Here is a 16,012-nt window from a genome sequence, read left to right on the forward strand (position 1 = left end):
TAGGCTCAAACTTGCGCCGGGCGCGGTGCCGCCACCGGTCGGATGCGCAGCGCCAGCCACACCCCCAGCAGCAGCAAGGCCATGCCAGCGATGGTCAGGCCCTGCGGCCACTCGCCGCGCCACCAGAAAATGTAGATCAGCGCGGCCACGGTCTCGAACACGATCAGTTGCCCGGCCAGCGCCGTGGGCAGGCGCTTGCTGGCCTGATTCCAGCACAGGATGCCGCACCAGGAGGCGAACAGCCCCAGCGCCAGCATGAGCGAGAGGAAAAACAGCGGGTCTGGGCCGAAAGGCATGGGGAAGGTGCTGCCGCTGAGCGCCATCCAGGCCCACACCAGCGCAAAGCCGCACAGCGCCATGGGCAAGGTAGCCAGCCCCTGCGCCGTGGCCCAGACGCGCGGGTTGCGGTCTGGGTGCTGGCGCAGCCAGTCGGCGTTGCGCAGCGGGTACCAGGTCCAGCAGGCCAACGCCCCCAGCGCCAGCAGGGCGCCCAGCGCGTAAGCGGTGAGCGAGGCATCGGGTTGCTGCAGCAAGCGCGTCATCTCGGCCTGGTTCACCAGCCCGATGCCCAGCAGCATGATGCCCAGCGGCAGCATCAGGCGCCGCCACGGCAGCAGGCCGTCGCGTTCGGCGTTGCGCTGGTTGGCGGCAATGGCGATCAGCACCGGCAGGGTGCCGATGATGAGCGTGGTCAGTGGCCCGCCGGTGCCTTGGATGGAACTGGCCAGCAAGGTGTAGTAGGCCAGGTTGCCCACGGCGGCCAGCTTGAGCGCGGTGAGCCAGTCGGCGCGCGTGAGGCGGCGCAGCGCGCCCCAGTCGAGCCAGGCCAGCGGCAGGCACAGCAGCCCAAAGGCGAGGTAGCGCGCCATCGCCAGCAAGGCGGCCGGGTATTCGGGCAGCAGCAGCGGCACCAGAAACACCAAGCCCCACAACATCCCTGCCAGCAAGGCAAAGCCCACCCCTAGCCACATACGGCACCCCGTTGAATCAAAGCAGGGAGTGTAAGGGTGGCGCTAGGCTCAGCCCCGGTCTGCAGTCGAGTTTTGCGCGCCGGCTTGAGCTGCGGGCTGGGCTGCGGCCCGCCACTGCCCCAGCAGCTCGCTCCAGCGCAGCCGCACCGCCTGCAAATGGCGCGCCTTGACATGGCCAAAGCCCTTGATGCCCTCGGGCAGCGCCGCCAGTTGCAACGCCAGCGCCTTGCGTTCGGGGTGCAGGCCCGGCAGCAGTTCTTCGATCAAATCCTGGTACTCGACTATCAGGGCGCGCTCGCTGCGCCGCTCGGCGCTGCGGCCAAAGGGATCCAGCGCGCTGCCGCGCAGGCCCTTGAGACGGGCCAGCCATTTGAAGGCCGTCAGCATCCACGGGCCAAAAGACTGCTTGATCGGCACGCCGCGCTCGTCGTGGCGCGCCCACAGCGGGGGTGCGAGGTGAAAGCGCAGCGCAAAATCGCCTTCAAACTGGGCCCCGATCTGGCGCAAAAATTCGGGCTCGCTGTGCAGCCGCGCCACCTCGTACTCGTCCTTGTAGGCCATGAGCTTGAACAGGTTGTGCGCCACCGCCTCGGCCAGCGCGCTCTGCTTCGGCCCCAGCGCGGCGGCCTCGGCCTGCTGCACCCGGCGCACGAAGGCGCTGTAGCGCTGCGCATAGGCCTGGTTCTGGTAGGCGCTCAAAAAGGCGCTGCGCCGCTGCAGCAGGGCCTCCAGGCCCGTGCGCGGCTGCAGCGCGATGGTTTGCGCCGGGGCCAGCAGCGCTTGCAGCCGGGCGCCATCGTGCGCGGCCCAGCGGCCCCACTCGAACGCGGCCTGGTTTTTTGCCACCGCCACCGCGTTGAGCTCGATCGCCCGCAGCAGCGACTCGCGCCGCAGCGGCAGCCAGCCCTTTTGCCAGGCAAAGCCCAGCAGCAGCGGGTTGATGTAGAGCGCATCGCCCAGCAAGCGCGTGGCCAGCGCGTCGGCGTCGCACGCCGCCACCGCCGCGCTGCCCAACACCCGCGCCAGCGTGGCCTGACACTGTGCCGCCGGGTTTTGCCAGTCGGGTTGGCGCACAAAGGCCGCCGTCGGGCTGACGTGGCCGTTGAGCGCCACCCGCGTGCGCCCCGGGCTCAGGCGGGCTAGGCTTTCCTTGCCGGCGGCCACGATGGCGTCGCAGCCCAAGATCAAATCGGCCGCTGCGGTGCCGACGCGGGTGGTGCAGATCTGCTCCTGCTGCTCAGCCAGCAGTACGTGGCTCCAGGTGGCGCCGCCCTTTTGCGCCAGCCCGGCGGCGTCTTGCGTCACCACGCCCTTGCCTTCTAGGTGCGCCGCCACCCCCAGCAGCTGGCCGATGGTGATGACCCCGGTGCCACCCACGCCAGCCACCACGATGCCATAGACGCCGCCGGGGCTGTCGGTGCAGCCGGGCAAGCTCGGTTCGGGCAAGTCGCCCAGCGACTCGGGCGCGGGCAAGGCGCTGCCTAGGCTGGCCTTGCGCGGCCGCCCGCCTTCGACGGTGACGAAGCTCGGGCAAAAACCCTTGAGGCAGGAAAAATCTTTGTTGCAACTGCTCTGGTTGATCTGGCGCTTGCGCCCGAACTCGGTCTGCAGCGGCTCTACGCTCAGGCAGTTGCTCTGCACCCCACAGTCGCCGCAGCCCTCGCACACGGCGGGGTTGATGAGCACGCGCCGCGCCGGGTCGACCAGCGTGCCGCGCTTGCGCCGGCGCCGCTTTTCGGTGGCACAGGTCTGGTCGTACAAAATCACGGTGGTGCCCGGCAGCAGCCTAAACTCGCGCTGGATGCGGTCGAGCTGGTCGCGGTGCGCCACCGCCACCCCTTCGGGCAGGCGCAGCGTGCTGCCGCCCACGGTCTGGTGCAGCGCGCCCCGGTATTTTTCGGGCTCGTCGGTGACCACGGTCAGGCGCGACACCCCTTCGGCGCGCAGGCTGTGCGCGATTTGCAGCACGTGGTGCCCTTCGGCGCGCTCGCCCAGCGGCTGGCCGCCGGTCATGGCCACGGCGTCGTTGTAGAGCAGCTTGAAGGTGATGTTCACATTCGAGGCGATGCACTGGCGTATCGCCAGCAGGCCGCTGTGAAAGTAGGTGCCATCGCCCAGGTTGGCAAACACGTGCGTTTCATGGCTGAAGGGCTGCTGCCCGACCCAAGGCACGCCCTCGCCGCCCATTTGGGTAAAGCCCACGGTGGCGCGGTCCATCCAGATCGTCATGAAGTGGCAGCCGATGCCGGCCATGGCGCGTGAACCCTCGGGCACCCGGGTGCTGGTGTTGTGCGGGCAACCGGAGCAAAACCAGGGCTGGCGCTCGGCCAGCGGCGTGTCGGCGCGCAGCACCTGCAAGGCGAGCGCTTGGCCCTGCAAACGGTCGAGGTGCGACTGCACCCGCGCCGCCACCTCGCTGCCCTCGGGCAACAGGCCGTGGCGCGCCAGCCGCCGCGCCAGCGCGTGCGCGATCAGCGCCGGTGTCAGGTCGGCGTTGGCGCGCAGCAACTGGCTGGCGCTCGGATTCGGCATCGACCATTCGCCGCCGCTGTGGTCGGCACCGACTTCGTCGAACTTGCCCAGCACGTCCGGGCGCACGTCGGCGCGCCAGTTGTAGAGCTCCTCCTTGAGCTGGTATTCGATCACCTGGCGCTTTTCTTCCACCACCAAAATTTCGCGCAGCCCGGTGGCGAACTCGCGCGTGGTCTGCGCCTCCAGCGGCCAGACCACGCCCACCTTGTGCAGCCGCAGCCCGATGTGGCGGCAGGTGGCGTCGTCCAGCCCGAGGTCGCTTAGCGCCTGCCGGGTGTCGTTGTAGGCCTTGCCGCTGGCGATCAGGCCGTAGCGGTCGTGCGCGCTCTCGATCGCGTTGTGATTGAGGCGGTTGGCGCGCACGTAGGCCAGCGCGGCGTACCACTTGGTGTCCATCAGACGCGCTTCCTGCTCCAGCGCCGCATCGGGCCAGCGGATGTGCACGCCACCGGGGGGCAGCTCGAACTCGGGTGCCACGATGCGCACCCGATCCGCGTCGATCTCGGCCACGGCGCTCGACTCCACGATCTCCTGGATGGTTTTCATGCCGGCCCAGACGCCGGCAAAGCGGCTCATGGCCCAGGCGTGCAGCCCGAAATCGAGGATTTCCTGCACGCTGGCGGGGAAGAACACCGGCAGCCCGCAGGCTTTGAAGATGTGGTCGCTCTGGTGCGCGGCGGTCGAGCTTTTGGCCACGTGGTCGTCGCCCGCGACCGCGATCACGCCGCCCCAGGGCGTGGTGCCAGCCAGGTTGGCGTGCTTGAACACGTCGGCGCTGCGATCCACACCCGGCCCCTTGCCGTACCAGAGCCCAAACACGCCATCAAAGCGCTGGCTGCCCGGCGGCGCAAAGCCGAGCTGCTGCGTGCCCCATATGGCGGTGGCGGCCAGCTCCTCGTTCACGCCGGGCTGAAACACGATCTGCTGCGCCGCCAGGTGCGCTTTGGCTTTCCACAGGGCTTGGTCGTAGCCGCCCAGCGGCGAGCCGCGGTAGCCGCTGATGAAGCCGGCGGTGTTGCGGCCTAGGCGCAAGTCGCGCTGGCGCTGCAGCATGGGCAAGCGCACCAGCGCCTGCACCCCGCTCATGAAAGCGCGCCCGTGGTCGAGCGTGTATTTGTCGTCCAGACTGACGCTGGCAAGGGCGCGCCGAACCGCTTCGGGCAAGGGTGCGTTCATGGTGTGGTCTCCTGTCGCCAAGGCGGGCCGGGTAGGCCGCCAGTTTCCGTTCACCCGCTGCGGCAGCGGGTGCGCTGCGGCCGCTCACAGGATCGCTGCTTGCTGCCGATTGCCACAGATTGTCGCCAAAAAAAGCCGCCCCACGGGCGGCTAGGCTTAGGCGTTTACCCTTGCCTTTTGGGTTCAGCCCAGATGCTGGGCCAAGAAGGCCAGCGTGCGCTCGCGCGCCAACTCGGCCGACGGGCCATGGTGCGCGCCGCGCTGGTCGCAGTTGAAGCCGTGGTGCGCCGCGTAGGTGTGCACCTGCACCTGCGGATGCCGCTGCTGGAAGGCCCGCACGGTGTCGAGCGGGATCCAGTGGTCTTGCTCGGCAAAATGGGCCAGCACCGGGCATTGGGGCTGCAACTCGGCGTCGGCCCCCACCGTCATGCCGCCGCCGTAGTAGGGCACCGCCGCCGCCAGGCCCTGGAGCTGGCAGGCGCTGCGCCACGTCAGCAGCCCACCCCAGCAATAGCCCACGATCCCGACCTTGACCCCGGCCGCCAGCCCCAAGGTGTCGATGGCGGCTTGGATGTCGGCCATCACGCCCGGCGCCGGCAGGGCATCGACTTGCAGCTTGATGGCAAACCCGGCCTGCATGTCGGCGTCGGTATAGCCCAGATCGACCCCGGCTTGCACCCGGTGAAAGGTCGAGGGCGCCAAGGCCACGTAGCCGGCCGCCGCGTAACCGTCGGCCACCGCGCGGATGTGCGAATTGACGCCAAAAATCTCTTGCAGCACCACCACGGCGCCGCGCGGGGTGCCCTCGGGCTGGGCCAGGTAAGCGGGGCAGACGAAACCGTCGGCGGCTTTCAGTTCCAAGTATGCGCTCATGCAAGTCTCCTGTGAGGGTGGGGTGCCCGGGCGGGCGGGGCGGTATTCAGTCGGCTTCGGGTGCTGGGGCGGGCTTGACAAAGGTCACCGGCACCGGGGCGTGCTGCAACATCTGCTGCGACACCGAGCCCAGCAGCGTGCGCCCGATCAGGCCACGGCCGTGGCTGCCCATGATCACGCCCTCGCAGCCCTCTTCTTCCAGCACCTCGAGCAGCAGGGCCACCGGCTCACCCATGCGCACGTGGGTGCTGCAGGGCAGCCCGGCCGCTTGCACCCGCTCCAGCGCCACAGCCAGCATATCTTGCCCGGCGGCTTGGGCTAGGCGCTCGATCGCCTCGGCGTCGTGCAGCGTGACCAGCTCGTAAAAGGTGGCCGGCTCTTGCACATTGACCAGCACCAGCTCGCACGCCAGCCCGCCCTGCGCCATGCGCAGGGCGTACGCCACCGCCTCGATCGACAACTCCGAACCATCCACCGGGATCAGCCATTTCATGCGATGCGCTCCATTGATTTGTTGGCCTCAACTGTAGCGCATCGCTGGCCGGTGGAACGCTGCTTGGCAAGGCGGAAATGGCAGCGGGTCCTGGCACGTTGGAGTCAGTGCGGCGACAATGCACCCGATGCCCGAACCCACTGCGCCCAGCGCACCTCCCCCCTTAGGCTTGGCCGCTCTGGCCCCGTTGCAGCAGCGCCCCTTTGCCCTGCTGTGGATCACGTGGCTGACGGCCAACATCAGCCTGTGGATGAACGATGTGGCCGCCGCCTGGCTCATGACCACGCTGACCACCTCGCCGGCCTGGGTGGCGCTGGTGCAGACCGCCGCCACGCTGCCGGTGTTGCTGCTCGGGCTGCCCAGCGGGGTGCTGGCCGATGCCTTGGAGCGGCGCCGGCTGTTGTTGTTCACCCAGGTCTGGGCGGCGCTGGTGGCGCTGACGCTGGTGCTGGTGGTCAAGCTCGATGCCCTGACCCCGGCGCTGCTGCTGGCGCTGGTGTTTGCCAACGGCATCGGGCTGGCACTGCGCTGGCCAGTCTATGCCGCGCTGATGCCGCACCTGGTGCCGCGCCCGCAATTGCCGGCTGCGCTGGCGCTCAACGGGGTGTCGATGAACGTCTCGCGCATCATCGGGCCGCTGTTGGCCGGATTGATCATCGCCAGCCTGGGCAGCGAGTGGGTGTTTGTGCTCAACGCGGTGTTGGCGCTGGGGTGCGTCGCCCTGATCTGGCGCTGGCGCAGCCCGCCGCGCGAGGAGCCGCTGCGGCGCGAGCCCTTTTGGAGCGCCTTGGTGGTGGGGGTGCGCTTTGTCGCCCAATCGGCCCGCTTGCGGCTGGCTTATCTGCAGGTGGGGCTGTTTTTTTTCCACTCGGCCGCGCTGATCGGGCTGCTGCCGCTGCTGGCGCTGCGCTACGAGGGCGCCAGCGCCAGCACCTTTACCTGGCTGCTGGCCGCCATGGGCAGCGGTGCCATCCTGTCGGCCTTGTGGTTGCCGCGTTTGCGCCAAGGGCACAGCCGCGCCTTCATGGTCTGGGCCGGCATGGTGCTGCAGGCGCTGACGATGCTGGTCGTCACGTGGGCGCCCTGGCTGTGGGCGGCGCTGCTGGCGATGTTCGTGGCCGGCATGGCGTGGATTGCGGTGGCCAACACGCTCAACGTGGCGGCCCAGCTGGGGATGCCGGACTGGGTGCGCGCGCGCGCCATCTCGGTCTACCAGATGGCGCTCATGGGCGGGGCCGCCCTGGGCGCTGCGGCGTGGGGCAAGCTGGCCCATTGGGTGGGGGTGCCGCTGTCGGTCTCGCTGGCGGCGCTGTCGGCGCTGTGCCTGGCCAGCCTGACCTTGCGCTGGAGCCAGCGCTCGCGCCTGCTGGAAGACCCGGGGCTGGAGGACGAGGGCCGGCAAGCCGAGCCGCCGCTGCAGTAAACCAGCGCTGCCGCTGCCTTGCAGGCGGTCAACATTCACAGGCTGTCAAAATCCTGCGCCGCGCCAAAGTCGCCCACCACCACGCTGTGCGTGAGCAAGCGGCCGCCGTGCCAGCGGTGCAGCAAATAGCCGGGCGGCTCCAGCCGGTAGCGCGCCGCTTGACCGACTCGCAAATCGAGCGCGATCTGGTGCGCGGTCGAGGGGGCGCTGAGCGCCAGCGCGTGCGCCACCCGCGTCACCGTGAGCCGGTGCAAATGGCCGCATAGCAGGGCCTGCACCTGCGGGTGCTGCCACAGCAGCGCTTCGAGTTCGGCCGCGCCCTGACGCAGCGCCATGCCGTCCATCTCGGCCAGGCCGGTGGCATAGGGTGGGTGGTGCAGCAGCAGCAGGGTGGGCTGGCTGCTGGCCGCCAGCGCCTGTTCCAGCCAGCGCAGCCGCTCGGGGCACAGCTCGCCGTGCGCGCAGCCCTCGGCCGCGGTGTCGAGCGCCAGCAGGCGCAACGTCGGGTTGTGCCACACGTACTGCACAAAGGTGGGGTGCAGACCTTGGCAGGCTTGCAGCCAGTCGGCGCAGGCGTGGCGCAGTGTGGCGCGCCGGTCGTGGTTGCCGGGCAGCGGCAAGATCGGCACCCCCATGGCCTGCAGCGGCTGCACCAGTTGGCGCAGCAAGGCGTAGTCGGCGGCGCTGCCGCTGTCGCTCAAGTCGCCGCTGAGCAGCAGCAGATCGGGGCCGGGGTCGCGCGCGCACAGGTCTTGCACGCAGGCGCGCAGCAGGGCGGTGGTGTCCACCCGCGCCCCCGCAGGCGGCGTGGCGCGCAGGTGCAGGTCAGAGAACTGGGCGATCAGCATGGCGCTGCACCGGGCTGGCTTTAGCGCGCAAAGCGCCTGCGCGTGAGCGCCAGCGCGATCCAGAACGCGACCACGGCGTAGCCGGCCAGCACCGCCAGGTGCAGCGCGGCGTCGGCGGGCCACTGGTTGAGGAACAAGGGCCGCACCAGCGCCACCCCGTGCGTGAGCGGCAGCAGCTCGGAGACGGCCTGCACCAAGGCGGGCAGTTGCTCGCGCGGGAAAAACACCCCGCTCAAAAACATCATGGGCGTGAGAAAGAGCGTGAAGTAGTAGGTGAAAAAGTCGTAGCCCTGGGCCAGCGCGTTAAAGATCAAGGCCAGGCAACTGAAGGTGATGCCCAGCAGCAGCAGCACCGGCAGCGCCAGCCAGAGCTTGGGCGCCTGGCTGATGCCCAGCACCAGGATCACGCCCAAAATCGCGCACACGGTGAACAGCGCCTTGAAGGCGGCCCAGAGCATTTCGGCCAGCACGATGTCGTCGAGCGTGACCGGGGCGTTGAGGATGCCGTCCCAGGTTTTTTGCACCTGCATGCGCGAGTAGGCCGAGTACAGGGCCTCGAAGCTGGCGGCGTTCATGGCGCTCATGCAGATGGCGCCGCTGGCCAAAAACAGCAGGTAGGGCACGGCCAGCGCCACCCCGTCCGGGCCCGTCACCGTGACCTGCCCGACCAGCATCCCCATGCCGTAGCCAAAGGCCAGCAGCCAGATCAGCGGTTCGGCGATGTTGCCCACCAAACTGGGCAGCGCCAGCTTGCGCCAGACCAGCAGGTTGCGCTGGAACACCGGCCAAAAGCGCCACGACAACTGCGGCGCGCGCCAGTGGTGGGGTGGTGTGCTGGGCAAGGCATTCATCCTTCTTGCCGGATCTGGCGTCCGGTGAGCTTGAGGAACAGGTCTTCGAGGTTGGCGGGCCGGTGCAGGGTGTGCAAGTGCGGCCAGTCGTTGAGCGCGGCCAGCAGCGGGCGCGCGTTCTGGGTGTAGAAAAACACCGTTTCACCGCTCACTTCGACCCGCTGCGCCAGCCCCGCCAGCGCCGACTGCGCCAGCGCCTGCACCTCCTGGTTTTGCTGCGCATAGACCTCGACCACATCGGGCTCCAGGTGCTGCGCGATCAGTTCGCGGGGGCGGCCTTCGGCGATTTTGCGCCCTTGGTCGATTACCACCAGGCGCTGGCACAGGCGCTCGGCCTCGTCCATGAAGTGGGTGGTGAGCAAAATGCTCTTGCCCTGCTTGAGCAACTGCTGCAGCCGCTCCCACATCAGGTGCCGCGCCTGCGGGTCGAGCCCGGTGGTGGGCTCGTCGAGCAGCAGCAGCCGGGGGTCGTTGATGAGCGCGCGCGCCAGCGACAGGCGCCGCTTCATGCCGCCCGAGAGCTCACCCGGCTTGGCCTGCGCCTTGTGCGTCAGGGCAGCGAATTCGAGCAGCAGCGGTATGCGCGCCGCCAGCGTGGCCGCATCGAGGCCGAAGTAGCGCCCGAAAACGCGCAGGTTCTCGGCGCAGGTGAAATCCGGGTCGAGCGTGTCGAACTGGCTCACCACGCCCATCTGCGCCTTGATGGCTTGCGCCTGCTGCGGCATGGGCAGGCCAAAGGCCTCGACGCGGCCGCTGTCGGCGTGGGTGAGCCCGAGGCAGATGCGCAAGGTGGTGGTCTTGCCGGCGCCGTTGGGGCCGATCAGGCCCAGGCACTCGCCGGGTTCGAGCGCAAACGAGAGCCCATCGACCACCGTCGTGTCGCCGTAGCGCTTGCAAAGTTGGTCGGCGTGGAACAAAGGGGTCATAGGTTGCGCATTGTGCCGCCTTTACACTGCGCTTTGGGCATTGGGCGCCAGTTGGCGCAAAAGCCTGGCTAGCGCACGCAAGGGCCACCGCATAGCCCAAGGCTGTGCCAAAATAATTGCCCGTCCAAGCGATGCTGATACCCAAGACTTGGTGCTTGGTTGTTGCCGTTGAGAGTGGTTTTTCACGTACAGGGTTCTGGCATGACGAGATCGAGGTATCGCTGCACCATGCGGCCGCTCAAAATGGCCGCGGGTCTGTTCCTGCTGGGTTTTGCTTCGCTGCTATGGGCTCAACTCCCGCAGTGGCCGCCCCGCCCCGAGTTGCCACCCTCGGTGTGGCTGTTGACGCAAGCGCAGCAACTCATTCAAATTAATGCCGCTCAACCCCGGATTGCGCTGCAGCAGCGCCCTATCCGCGGCCTGCAGGCGGGCGACGAACTGGTGGGAATCGACTACCGGGTCGCGCAGGGCCGCTTGTATGGCTTGGCGCGCAGTGGGCGGCTCTACGTTTTGCAGCCCCAAACTGGTCAAGCGCGCCTGGTCAACCCGGGGGCCACTTGGCTGGCGCTGCAGCCTGGCCCAGTCGGTTTTGACTTCAACCCTGCGGCTGACCGCATCCGGGTGGTGCAAAGCAGCGCCCAGAACCACCGCCTGCACCCCGACAGCGCCGAGGTGGTGGACTTCGAGCCAGCGGCCCCAGGCACCCAGCCCGACCCCAAGCTGCGCTTTGTCAGCAGCGACCCACATGCTGGGCACGCCCCCGATGTGGTGGCGGCTGGTTACACCTACAACACCCAAAACGAGCGCCTGACCAGCAACTACGCCATTGAGCGGCGTTTGGGTCTGCTGGTGTTGCAAGGCTCACGCGAAGGCGTGCAACCAGTGGTTTCCCCCAACACCGGCTTGCTCAGCACAGTGGGCAGTTTGGGTTTGGGGGCCTTGAACGAGGTGCAGTTCGATATTTCGGACATCGGCAACGTGGCGCTGATTGCCGCCACCACGAGCACCTCGGCGTTGCCGCGCTTGTATCGCATTGATTTGACTACTGGTTCGGCCCGCTTGTTGGGCACCTTGGCTGGCGGCCAGCCGCTGGTGGGCATGGCGATCGAGCCATGAGCAAGCGCTGGACCCTGGGCGCACTGGCTGCGGTTTGGCTCACGTTCAGTGGGTTGGCTGTCGGCCAAACGGGTACGGCCAGCGTCACGGTGCAAGTGCTTGACGCTGCCGGCCAGCCACTGGCCCATGCCGTGGTGCAATTGGATTCGGCCGCTGCGGCGCGCGCCAGTCGGGCGGGTTCACCGCAACGCATCGTGCAGCGCCAGCGTCGCTTCGAACCCGATCAAATCGTGGTGACGGTGGGCACGGCAATCAGCTTTCCCAACCAAGACACCGTGCGCCATCACGTCTATTCGTTCTCGCCCGCCAAGCGTTTTGAACTCCAACTCTACACGGGCACTCCGGCCACCCCCGTGGTCTTTGATCGGCCCGGGGTGGTGGTGTTGGGCTGCAACATCCACGACGAGATGCTGGCTTGGGTGCATGTGGTGCGCACGCCCCATTTTGGCCAAACCGGGCCCGACGGTCGGCTAGTCTTGCACGGCGTGCCCTTGGGTGTTTACGAGCTTGCGGTCTGGCACCGCCGCCTGCCCGAGGGGGTTGTGGTGCCACGCCAAAGCCTGCGCGTGCTCGCCAGCACACCAACCCAAGTTGTCACCCTCGGCACCTTGTTGGCACCGTGAAACGCATAAGCAATCTGTTTGCGCACCCGCCCTTGGTGCTGCGCATTGTGTTGTTGGCTTTGTTGCTGCTGCTGCTGGTGCAAGCGGCGGGTTTTATGACGGTGCGCGTGGCCGTGCAGCAGCAAATTGACGCCCAGTTGACCAACGACCTCGACGTGGCCGACCGCGTCTGGCATAAGCTGCTGCAACAAAACGCCATTCGCCTGCGAGAGGCCTCTGGCGTGCTGGCTGCTGATTTTGGCTTCCGCGCCGCAGTCGCCTCCGGCGACGCCGATACGATGGTGTCGGCGCTGCAAAACCACAGCCAGCGTATCGGGGCCTCGATGGCGGCCTTGCTCGACCCGCAACTTAATTTGGTTGCCTCGACTCTCGAGGAGCCCAGCAAAACAGCCATGCTGCAGGCCATGGTGCCAGGCCTGAGTGCCGAATTGGCGCAAGACCCACAGGCTGGAAGGCTGGCTATTGCGGGCAGCGACGTGTTTCAGTTCGTGCTGGTGCCGGTGCGGGCGCCCCTGACCGTGGGTTGGGTGCTGATGGGCTTCCCAGTCGGGCGGGTTCAGTTGGATGACATGCAGCGCCTGACCGGCACCCACATCACCCTGACCGTGTACCAAGCGGCGGGAGGGGCGCCCAACACGGTGTCGTCGCTGGGCGATTTTTCCTCTGACGTTTACGCGCGTATCCGCACCCAAGCCAGCGAGATTCGCTACCAAGAAGGCATGTGGAAGGCGCGCCACTTGCAGCCTCCCACCCATGGCGGTGTGCTTCGGGTAACGCTGCTGCGCTCCTACGACGAGGTGGCGCTGCCGTTCAAAAACCTGCAGTGGCTGTTGGGCCTGATTGCCTTGGTGGGCTTGCTGCTGTTCGCCTTGAGCAGCGCTTGGGGTGTGCGCTACATCACGCAGCCGCTGACGCATCTGACCCGCGTGACACGTGAACTGCGCCGGGGTCAATTCCAGATTGAGGTGCCCGGCACCGATCGGCGCGATGAGGTGGGGGAGCTGGCGCGAGGTTTTGACCTCATGCGCACCAGCATTGCCCAGCAACGCGAAGCCATCCTCCAGCTGGCGTATTGGGACCGCCTGACCGAGCTACCCAATCGGGAGCAGTTTCGGCGCAGCCTGCATGAGGCCATCGGGCAAGCACCTTCGGACGGATTGGAGCTGGCCGTTCTCACGCTCAATCTGAACCGCTTCAAACACGTCAACGACGTGCTAGGCTACGGATTTGGTGATGAACTGCTCAAGGCCGTGGCGCAGCGCCTGCAGCAACAAGTGGGGGCGGCTGAGGGGCTGGTGGCGCGCCTTGGAGGCGACGAATTTGCTTTGCTGTTGCGCGGCTGTGGCCAAGTGGGCGCCGTTGAGGTGGCGCAAAGGATTTTGCAGGCCTTCGAGGCCCCGTTGGCGCTGGGTGAGCAGTCGGTGGATATGGATGCCAGCTTAGGCGTAGCCTGCTGGCCCGCCCACGCCAGCCAAGCCGATGAGCTGCTCGGCCGCGCCGAGATTGCCATGCACGCGGCCAAAACCACCAACGAACCGGTGCTGGTCTACGCCCCACGGCTTGACAGCGCCAGTGCCGAGACGCTCTCGCTGCTGGGCGACCTGCGCCACGCACTGGCGCACCAAGAATTGCGTTTGTACCTGCAGCCTAAGCTGGATTTGCGCAGTGGCGCCATTGTGGCGGCCGAGGCGCTGGTGCGCTGGCAGCATCCGCAGCGCGGTCTGGTGCCGCCGGTGCAGTTCATCCCCTTTGCCGAGCAAACCGGTTTTGTTCGTCAGCTCACGCTCTGGATGTTCGAACAGGCGGCGCTCTGGCTGGCCGCACATGCCAGTGCGCAAGCGCCACTGCGCGCGGCCATCAACCTGTCGACACGGGATTTGTTGGATCCCCAATTTCCAGCCCGACTCACCGATTTGATGCAAAGGCATGGGGTGGGGGCGAGCCATTTTTGCCTTGAAATCACCGAGAGCGCCATCATGGACGACCCCCAGCGCGCCGAGCACACGCTCAACCAACTGGCTGCGCTTGGGTTTAAGTTGTCGATCGACGATTTTGGTACCGGTTATTCCTCGCTGGCTTACCTCAAGCGCCTGCCCGTGCAGGAGCTAAAAATCGACAAATCCTTCGTGATGGGCATGAACGACGACGAAAGCGACGCCAAGATTGTGCGCTCCACCATCGATCTGGCGCACAACTTGGGCCTTACCGTGGTCGCAGAAGGCGTGGAGTCGCAAGCCATTTTGCAGCGCTTGCAGTCCATGGGCTGCGACGAGGCGCAGGGCTATCATATTTGCCGCCCCATGCCGGCTATCGCCTTTGCAGACTGGGTGCGGCAGTGGGCCAAGCCTGCAGTCTAGGCTTAGAATCCGGCCCTTTTGGCTCAGCCCCCATGTCCGCACCACATACCCCACCCAGCGGCCCGCTGGCGGCGCCACCTCCTTATCACGCTTGGCTTCAGCACGCATTGCCCAAGCAGGCACTGACCGAGCTCGCCGGGGCTTTTGCGCGGCGCCCGCTGGGCGCGCTGACGCAACTGGCCATGCGCCGCTTTGCCGCGCGCTACCGGGTGGACATGAGCGAGGCCTTGCAGCCCGACTTTTCTGCCTACGCCACCTTCAACGATTTTTTCACCCGCGCCCTCAAGCCCGGGGTGCGTCCGCTGGCCGAGTCCGGCCTGCTGTGCCCGGTCGATGGCGCCATCAGCCAACTGGGCCGCATCGAGGGCGACCGCATCTTTCAGGCCAAGGGGCAGCACTACCGCAGCATCGCGCTGCTGGGTGGCGACGCGCAGCTGGCGGCCAGTTTCGAGCACGGCGACTTTGCCACCCTGTACCTGAGCCCGCGCGACTACCACCGCATCCACATGCCCTGCGCCGGGCGCTTGAAGCGCATGATCCACGTGCCAGGCGCGCTGTTTTCGGTCAACCCGGCCACGGCGCGCACGGTGCCGGGGCTGTTTGCGCGCAACGAGCGCGTGGTCTGCGTGTTCGAGGGCGCGCACGCCGGGCGCCGCTTCGACTTTGCGCTGGTGCTGGTTGGGGCCACCATCGTGGGCAGCATGGCCACCGCTTGGCATGGCGTGGTCAACCCGCCACGCCCGGGCCTGCTGCAAGACTGGCGCTACGAGGAGCGCGCCATCACGCTGGAGCGCGGGGCCGAAATGGGCCGCTTTTTGCTCGGCTCCACCGTGGTGCTGCTGTTTCCGCCCGGCCTGCTGCGCCTGAACCCGCAGTGGGCGGCGGGGCAGCCGGTGCGCTTGGGGCAGCAGATGGCGGACTGGGTGGCGCCCGCCTGAGGGCGCCCGCTTTGCCCGGCCGCCCTTAGTGCCGGCCTTGAGCGGCGTTTTGGATGCACCCGGGGGTAGGGATAAGCCACTAGAATGGGCGGCCATCGACTGCGTCGGTCCAGCCGCTGGTCACACCCTCAATCAGGATGCCATGATTGCCTACACACTCAGGGCCGCGTTGCTCGTCTTGACGCCCCTCGTTTTTTTGACGGCCTGCCAAGGCCCCGCTGCGCCCGCCGCCGAAGCCGCACCGCCCTGGGTAAAAACGGTGCCGATCGAGACCTCGGCCCCCGGTGAGCGCCAGTTTTCGGGCACGCTGCGCGCGCGCCACGAAACCCCGCTGGCCTTGCAGGTGGGCGGCCGGGTGCTCACGCGCCCGGTGCAGGCTGGCCAGAGCGTGGCCGCTGGCCAGACCCTGCTCACGCTGGATGCGCACGACCTGCGGGCCAACGAAGCCAGCGCGGCGGCGCAACTGGCCAGCGCCGAAGCGGCGCAGCGCAACGCCGAGCGCGAACTGGAGCGCCAGCGCCAGCTGGTGGCGCAAGGCTTTGTGAGCGCGCAAACGCTGGAGCGCTTCGAGCTGGCGCTGCGCGAGGCCGGTGCCCGCGGGCAAGCGGCGCGCTCGCAGGCGGCGGTGGCGCGCAACCTGCGTGGCCATGCCGATCTGCGCGCCCCGGCGGCCGGGGTGCTGCTCGACCTGGTCGCCGAACCCGGCCAGGTGCTGGCTGCGGGCCAGAGCGTGGGCACGCTGGCGCACGCGGGTGAGCGCGAGATCGAGCTGTTTTTGCCCCAAGGCCTGAGCGCGCCGCGCACCGGCCACGCCCTGCTGCCCGACGGCACGCGCCAGCCGCTGCAACTGCGCGAAGTGGCGGGCGCGGCCGATCCGCTCAGCCG

General features: G+C 67.7%; 13 protein-coding genes. 6 read left to right on the forward strand and 7 right to left on the reverse strand.

Annotated elements, in window-relative coordinates:
- Positions 1-5: 5 nt before the first annotated feature.
- From SRAH_RS03095 to SRAH_RS03110, 4 genes are all read right to left on the reverse strand, one after another.
- A complete protein-coding gene (locus SRAH_RS03095; RefSeq protein WP_029461888.1) occupies positions 6-971 on the reverse strand; it encodes a DMT family transporter in 966 nt (321 codons plus the stop codon).
- 48 nt (positions 972-1,019) lie between these two features.
- Positions 1,020-4,679: an indolepyruvate ferredoxin oxidoreductase family protein gene (locus tag SRAH_RS03100; protein WP_029461889.1), complete on the reverse strand. Its 3,660-nt coding sequence runs from the start codon at positions 4,677-4,679 to the stop codon at positions 1,020-1,022.
- Positions 4,680-4,862: 183 nt separating this feature from the next.
- Complete coding sequence (locus SRAH_RS03105) at positions 4,863-5,552, reverse strand: dienelactone hydrolase family protein (RefSeq protein ID WP_029461890.1); 690 nt, start codon at positions 5,550-5,552, stop codon at positions 4,863-4,865.
- A gap of 46 nt (positions 5,553-5,598) precedes the next feature.
- Complete coding sequence (locus SRAH_RS03110; RefSeq protein WP_029461891.1) at positions 5,599-6,045, reverse strand: universal stress protein; 447 nt, start codon at positions 6,043-6,045, stop codon at positions 5,599-5,601.
- A 127-nt stretch (positions 6,046-6,172) separates the two neighbouring features.
- Between SRAH_RS03110 and SRAH_RS03115 the strand changes: the two genes are divergently transcribed.
- Positions 6,173-7,468 (forward strand): MFS transporter, encoded by a 1,296-nt coding sequence (locus SRAH_RS03115; protein WP_082210041.1) that lies wholly within the window; start codon positions 6,173-6,175, stop codon positions 7,466-7,468.
- A 35-nt stretch (positions 7,469-7,503) separates the two neighbouring features.
- Here SRAH_RS03115 and SRAH_RS03120 read toward each other — a convergent pair whose 3' ends face one another.
- From SRAH_RS03120 to SRAH_RS03130, 3 genes are read right to left on the reverse strand one after another with little or no spacing between them, the layout of a single operon-like run.
- Entirely contained in the window at positions 7,504-8,316 is an 813-nt protein-coding gene (locus SRAH_RS03120; RefSeq protein ID WP_029461893.1) for a metallophosphoesterase, read from the reverse strand.
- 20 nt (positions 8,317-8,336) lie between these two features.
- Complete coding sequence (locus SRAH_RS03125; RefSeq protein ID WP_029461894.1) at positions 8,337-9,167, reverse strand: ABC transporter permease; 831 nt, start codon at positions 9,165-9,167, stop codon at positions 8,337-8,339.
- A complete protein-coding gene (locus tag SRAH_RS03130; RefSeq protein WP_029461895.1) occupies positions 9,164-10,093 on the reverse strand; it encodes an ATP-binding cassette domain-containing protein in 930 nt (309 codons plus the stop codon). The genes SRAH_RS03125 and SRAH_RS03130 overlap by 4 nt, the downstream gene beginning before the upstream one ends.
- A gap of 228 nt (positions 10,094-10,321) precedes the next feature.
- Between SRAH_RS03130 and SRAH_RS03135 the strand changes: the two genes are divergently transcribed.
- From SRAH_RS03135 to SRAH_RS03155, 5 genes are all read left to right on the forward strand, one after another.
- Positions 10,322-11,209: a DUF4394 domain-containing protein gene (locus SRAH_RS03135; RefSeq protein WP_052369063.1), complete on the forward strand. Its 888-nt coding sequence runs from the start codon at positions 10,322-10,324 to the stop codon at positions 11,207-11,209.
- Entirely contained in the window at positions 11,206-11,832 is a 627-nt protein-coding gene (locus SRAH_RS03140) for a methylamine utilization protein (protein ID WP_045475985.1), read from the forward strand. Before SRAH_RS03135 ends, SRAH_RS03140 begins: the two co-directional genes overlap by 4 nt.
- Complete coding sequence (locus tag SRAH_RS03145; RefSeq protein WP_232840972.1) at positions 11,829-14,189, forward strand: putative bifunctional diguanylate cyclase/phosphodiesterase; 2,361 nt, start codon at positions 11,829-11,831, stop codon at positions 14,187-14,189. The genes SRAH_RS03140 and SRAH_RS03145 overlap by 4 nt, the downstream gene beginning before the upstream one ends.
- Before the next feature lie 32 nt (positions 14,190-14,221).
- A complete protein-coding gene (gene asd, locus SRAH_RS03150) occupies positions 14,222-15,127 on the forward strand; it encodes an archaetidylserine decarboxylase (RefSeq protein ID WP_082210042.1) in 906 nt (301 codons plus the stop codon).
- Positions 15,128-15,305: 178 nt separating this feature from the next.
- Positions 15,306-16,012 (forward strand): efflux RND transporter periplasmic adaptor subunit (locus SRAH_RS03155; RefSeq protein WP_171816020.1); only part of this gene is annotated, 707 nt, incomplete at its 3' end.

It is taken from the genome of Serpentinimonas barnesii (assembly GCF_000696225.1).
Lineage (GTDB): Bacteria > Pseudomonadota > Gammaproteobacteria > Burkholderiales > Burkholderiaceae_C > Serpentinimonas > Serpentinimonas barnesii.